4 protein-coding genes are annotated in these 4,923 nt (G+C 72.3%); all 4 read right to left on the bottom strand.

Features of this window, described 5'->3' with window-relative positions:
• Positions 1-34 precede the first annotated feature (34 nt).
• Positions 35-763 (bottom strand): DUF3159 domain-containing protein, encoded by a 729-nt coding sequence (locus tag ACFRAR_RS38255; protein ID WP_380704994.1) that lies wholly within the window; start codon positions 761-763, stop codon positions 35-37.
• On the bottom strand, positions 760-1,173 hold the full coding sequence (locus tag ACFRAR_RS38250; RefSeq protein WP_380704992.1) for an OB-fold nucleic acid binding domain-containing protein: 414 nt from the start codon (positions 1,171-1,173) through the stop codon (positions 760-762). The genes ACFRAR_RS38255 and ACFRAR_RS38250 overlap by 4 nt, the downstream gene beginning before the upstream one ends.
• Before the next feature lie 65 nt (positions 1,174-1,238).
• Positions 1,239-1,919 carry a response regulator gene (locus ACFRAR_RS38245; protein WP_049657530.1) on the bottom strand — a complete coding sequence of 227 codons (681 nt, stop codon included), beginning with the start codon at positions 1,917-1,919 and terminating at the stop codon, positions 1,239-1,241.
• 116 nt (positions 1,920-2,035) lie between these two features.
• A complete protein-coding gene (locus tag ACFRAR_RS38240) occupies positions 2,036-4,624 on the bottom strand; it encodes an ATP-binding protein (protein ID WP_380704990.1) in 2,589 nt (862 codons plus the stop codon).
• Positions 4,625-4,923: the final 299 nt, after the last annotated feature.

The raw sequence follows: 4,923 nt of genomic DNA, 5'->3' as shown, positions 1-4,923 counted from the left end.
CGTCCTCGCGCGCCCCGCTCGCCGTGGGAGCCGGCTACTTCGCCGGCTCCTCCTCGTCGTCGTCCAGCTGCGCCTTGATCGGCGGCGGCGCCTTCAGCAGGATCTGCCAGGTCACGTACATCGCCAGCAGCAGCGGGGGGATGCCGAGGGCGACCTTCAGCCAGCCCAGCAGGTTCACGTTGTGGGTGAAGTACAGCGGGAAGAGGATCACCGGCTTGAGGCCCATGATCAGCACCCAGGCCCAGGTCGCCTTGGTGTAGGCGGCCAGGCGGCCCGGGTTCTCCTTGCGCCAGGTGAACATCTCACCGGTGATCGGGCCGAGCATCACCCCGATCATCGGCCAGCGCACCAGGGCGGAGATCGCCAGGGCGACGGAGTAGGCGACGTTCCAGAGCAGGCCGGGCAGGTAGAAGTCCTCGGCCTTGCCGCTCTTCATCGAGATCCAGGCGCCGAGGGCGACGCCGAACACGCCGCTGAAGGCGTGCTGGATGGTCTCCCGCCTCGCCAGCCGGGCCACCACGAACAGGGCGCTCAGGCCGAGCGCGGCCCAGGCCGAGGTGCTGACCTGGTGGGTCAGGTTGTAGGTGACGATGAAGACCAGGCCGGGCAAGGTCATGTCGATCATGCCGCGGACGCCGCCGAAGGCCTGGAGCACGGTGTCGGCGGCCTCCTTGGAGGCGGCCTTGCGGGCGGCCTCCGCGGCCGCGAGGTCGGCGGCCGGGTCGAGCTGGGCGGCGGCCTCGCCGCCGGGCTGGTTGCTCACGCTGATTCGCTCCCGTGTCCGACCGGACGCAGCTCGTAGCGGGGGTTGAACAGCACGCGGCGCCCGCGTGCGTGACTGATCCGGCCGCTGGCGATCAGCCGGCGGCCGGGTTCTATCCCGGCGATCGAGCGGCGGCCGAGCCAGACCACGTCCAACGCCTCGGTGCCGTCGAAGAGTTCGGCCTCCAGGGCGGGCACGCCGGCCCGCGGGCGGAGCGTCACCGTACGCAGCGTGCCCGCGACGGTGACCAGCTCGCGGTCCGCGCATCCGGCGATCGGCATGCAGCCCGACTCCGCGGCGCTCTCCTGACGCAGCTCCTCGGCGTCCAGCTCCTCGGCCGAGGAGGTCAGCCGGCTGAGCATGCGGCGGAACCGCCCCTGCGGCTGGCCGATGCTGTTGTCACCACTCATGCCGGAAGGGTACCGGGTTCCGGGCCCCCGGGGGCAGGTCGTGCGGCCGCCGGGGGCAGCCGCGGTCAGCTCTCGAACCGGTATCCCATGCCCGGCTCGGTGATGAAGTGGCGCGGGTGCGAAGGGTCGCGCTCCAGCTTCCGGCGCAGCTGGGCGAGGTAGACCCGCAGGTAGTTGGTCTCGGTGCGGTAGGCGGGGCCCCACACCTCCTGGAGCAGCTGGGTCTGGCTGACCAGCCGCCCGGCGTTGCGGACCAGCACCTCCAGCAGGTGCCACTCGGTCGGGGTGAGGCGGACGTCGGCGCCGTCGCGGTTGACCTTCTTGGCCGCGAGGTCGACGGTGAAGGACTCGGTGACGACCAGCGAGTCCGCCTCCCCGGCCACCGGCTCGGCCCGCCGCACCGCGGCCCGCATCCTGGCGAGCAGCTCGTCCATGCCGAACGGCTTGGTGACGTAGTCGTCGGCACCGGCGTCCAGCGCCTCGACCTTCTCGTCCGAGGCGTGCCGGGCGGACAGCACGATGATCGGCACCCGGGTCCAGCCGCGCAGCCCGCGGATCACCTCGACCCCGTCCATGTCGGGCAGGCCGAGGTCCAGGACGACGACGTCCGGATGGCGGGCCGCGGCCAGCTCCAGGGCGCTCGCGCCGTCATGGGCCGCGTCCACCTCGTACTTGCGGGCCTTGAGGTTGATCACCAGCGCGCGGACGATCTGCGGTTCGTCGTCCACGACGAGGACCCGGGTCATTTACGGGCTCCGCCTTTCAGGGCTGTCTGACTTTCGGACTGTGGGACTGGCTCTGTGACTTTCGGTACGGCGTGCGGCAGACGCCGCCGGCCGGTGGCGACGGGCCCGGCCGGTTCTCAGGTGATCAGCTCCGAGAGCGGACCGGCCCCCTCGCCCGGCTCCCCCGGTTCGGGCGGCCGTTCGACCACGGGCAGGCTGACGACCATGGTGAGGCCGCCGCCCGGGGTGTCCTCGGCGGTGACGGTACCGTCCATCGCCTCCACGAAGCCGCGCGCCACCGCGAGCCCGAGGCCGACCCCGGCGCCGCGCGGCGCGTCCCCGTAGCGCTGGAACGGCGCGAAGATCTTCTCCTTGGCGTCCTCCGGCACACCCGGGCCGCGGTCCACGATCCGCAGCTCGACCCGGGCCGGCATCCCCGGCCGACGCAGCTCGTCGGCCTTGACCAGCACCTTGACGCCGTCCGGGCTGTACTTGACGGCGTTCTCCACCAGGTTGGCCAGCGAGCGCTCCAGCAGCCCGCCGTCGGCCCGGACCATCGGCAGCGTCTCCGGCACCTCCAGCCGGACGGACTCCAGCGGCACCCCGCCGAGCGCGAACGGCACCACCTCGTCCAGGTCGGTCTCCTGGATCAGCGGGGTGACGGTGCCGGTCTGCAGACGGCTCATGTCGAGCAGGTTGTTGATCAGGTGGTCCAGCCGGTCGGCCCCGGCCTCGATGCCGGCCAGCAGCTCGGCCTCGTCCTCCGGGTCCCAGTCGACGTCAGCCGAACGCAGCGAGCTCACCGAGGCCTTGATGCCCGCCAGCGGGGTGCGCAGGTCGTGCGAGACGGCGGCCAGCAGGGCCGTCCGGATGCGGTTGCCCTCGGCCTCCCGGCGGGCCTCGGCGGCCTCCCGGGCCAGCCGGCGGCGTTCCAGCACCACGGCGGCCTGGGCGGCGAAGGCGCCGAGCAGGCGGCGGTCCGCGCCGGGCAACACCCGACCGCGCAGGACCAACGCCAGGCTGTCGCCCACCGGGACGTCCACGTCGGCCTCCTCCGGCCGCTCCGGCGGGCGCGGCCCGGCGGCGGCCACCGACACCCAGGCGGAGAGCGGATCCGGCCGCTCCAGCAGCGCGGCGCTCTCCTGCCCGAAGGTCTCCCGGACCTGTTCCATCAGCGCGGTGAGCACCCCGTCCCCGTTCGGCGCGCCGCGCAGCACCGTGCCGGCCAGCGCGCTGAGCGTCTGCGCCTCGGTCTGGCTGAGCGCCGCCTGCTGGGTGCGCCGGGCCGCGAGGTCCACCACCGAGGCCACCGAGATGCCGACGATGGTGAAGATCGCCACCGCCATGATGTTCTGCGGCTCGTTGATGGTGAAGGTGTGCAGCGGCGGGGTGAAGTAGTAGTTCAGCACCGAGGAGCCGACCAGCGCCGAGCCGATGGCCGGCAGCAGCCCGCCGACCAGCGCGGCGCACACCGTCAGCGACAGGAACAGCAGCATGTCGGTGGAGAGCCCCAGCCCGCCGATCGCGGCCAGCACGATCGCCAGCAGCGGCGGGCCGACCAGCCCGATCAGCCAGCCCGCGACCGTCCGGGTGCGGCCCAGGTCGGTGATCCGGCGGACGGGTATCTTGCCGCGGCGCCCGTACCCGGCGTGCTCGTGGGTGACCATGTGGACGTCGATGTCCCCGGCCTCCCGGGTCACCGTGGTACCGACGCCCGGCCCGTACAGGTACTGCCAGGCGGGCCGCCGACTGGTGCCCAGCACGATCTGCGTCGCGTTCACGCCGCGGGCGAAGTCCAGCAACCCGGCGGCCGGATCGTCGCCCAGCACGGCGTGGAAGGAGCCGCCGAGGCTCTCCACCAGCACACGCTGCTCGATCAGCGTCTGCGGCGAGCCGGAGCCCACCAGCCCGTCCGAACGGGAGATGTGGACGGCGAGCAGCTCACCACCGGAGACCCGGGCGGCGATCCGGGCCGCCCGGCGGATCAGCGTCGCTCCCTCCGGCCCGCCGGTCAGACCGACCACGATCCGCTCCCGGGCCTGCCAGGTGCCCTCGATGCCCTGCTCGGCCCGGTACTTCTGGAGGTACTCGTCCACCCGGTCCGCGGTCCACAGCAGCGCCAGCTCGCGCAGTGCGGTCAGGTTGCCCGGGCGGAAGTAGTTGGCGAGGGCGGCGTCGATCTTCTCCGGCGCGTACACGTTGCCGTGCGCCAGCCGCCGCCGCAGCGCCTGCGGGGACATGTCCACCAGCTCGATCTGGTCCGCCCGCCGGACCACCTCGTCCGGGACGGTCTCGCGCTGGCGCACCCCGGTGATGCCCTCCACCGCGTCGCCGAGCGACTCCAGGTGCTGCACGTTGACGGTGGAGATCACGTCGATCCCGGCCGCCAACAGCTCCTCGACGTCCTGCCAGCGCTTCTCGTTGCGGCAGCCGGGGATGTTGGTGTGGGCCAGCTCGTCCACCAGGGCCACCTGCGGGCGGCGGGCGAGGACGGCGTCCAGGTCCATCTCGGAGAACCGGGCGCCACGGTGCAGCACCTGCTGGCGCAGGACCACCTCCAGCCCGGCGACCATGTCCAGGGTCCGCCGCCGGCCGTGGTCCTCCACGAACGCCACCACGACGTCCGTACCACGTTCCTGCCGCCGGTGCGCCTCGGCGAGCATGGCGTACGTCTTGCCGACCCCCGGGGCCGCCCCGAGGTAGATGCGCAGCCTGCCTCGTCCCATGAGCACCATTCTTGATCCGACCCGGCCCGGGAGACACCCCCCGGACACCTGTTCCCCCCGCCTTCGAGACTACGGCGTGCGACGAGATTTTCCGCTGATCAGTACGCTGATCAGGCGGTTTTAGCGGCATATTGACGGTGGACCAGCCACTCGGCGGGGGCCGTTCGGGAGGGATCCGGGGGCGAAGAGGTCGGAAACGCCCAAAAACGCGAAGAACCCCCATCCGGAAACCGGATGGGGGTTCATTCACAATAATTGTTCGGCGGCGTCCTACTCTCCCACAGGGTCCCCCCTGCAGT

The organism is Kitasatospora sp. NPDC056651, assembly GCF_042792155.1.
In the GTDB taxonomy this organism is placed as follows: Bacteria; Actinomycetota; Actinomycetes; order Streptomycetales; family Streptomycetaceae; genus Kitasatospora.
The sequence above is the reverse complement of the archived record's forward strand: the minus strand, read 5'-3'. Positions and strand labels throughout refer to the sequence as shown.

Coding starts and splice junctions, on each gene's coding strand:
- ACFRAR_RS38245 (WP_049657530.1), bottom strand. CDS start 1,919: ATGACCCGGGTCCTCGTCGTGGACGACGAACCGCAGATCGTCCGCGCG.
- ACFRAR_RS38250 (WP_380704992.1), bottom strand. CDS start 1,173: ATGAGTGGTGACAACAGCATCGGCCAGCCGCAGGGGCGGTTCCGCCGC.
- ACFRAR_RS38240 (WP_380704990.1), bottom strand. CDS start 4,624: ATGGGACGAGGCAGGCTGCGCATCTACCTCGGGGCGGCCCCGGGGGTC.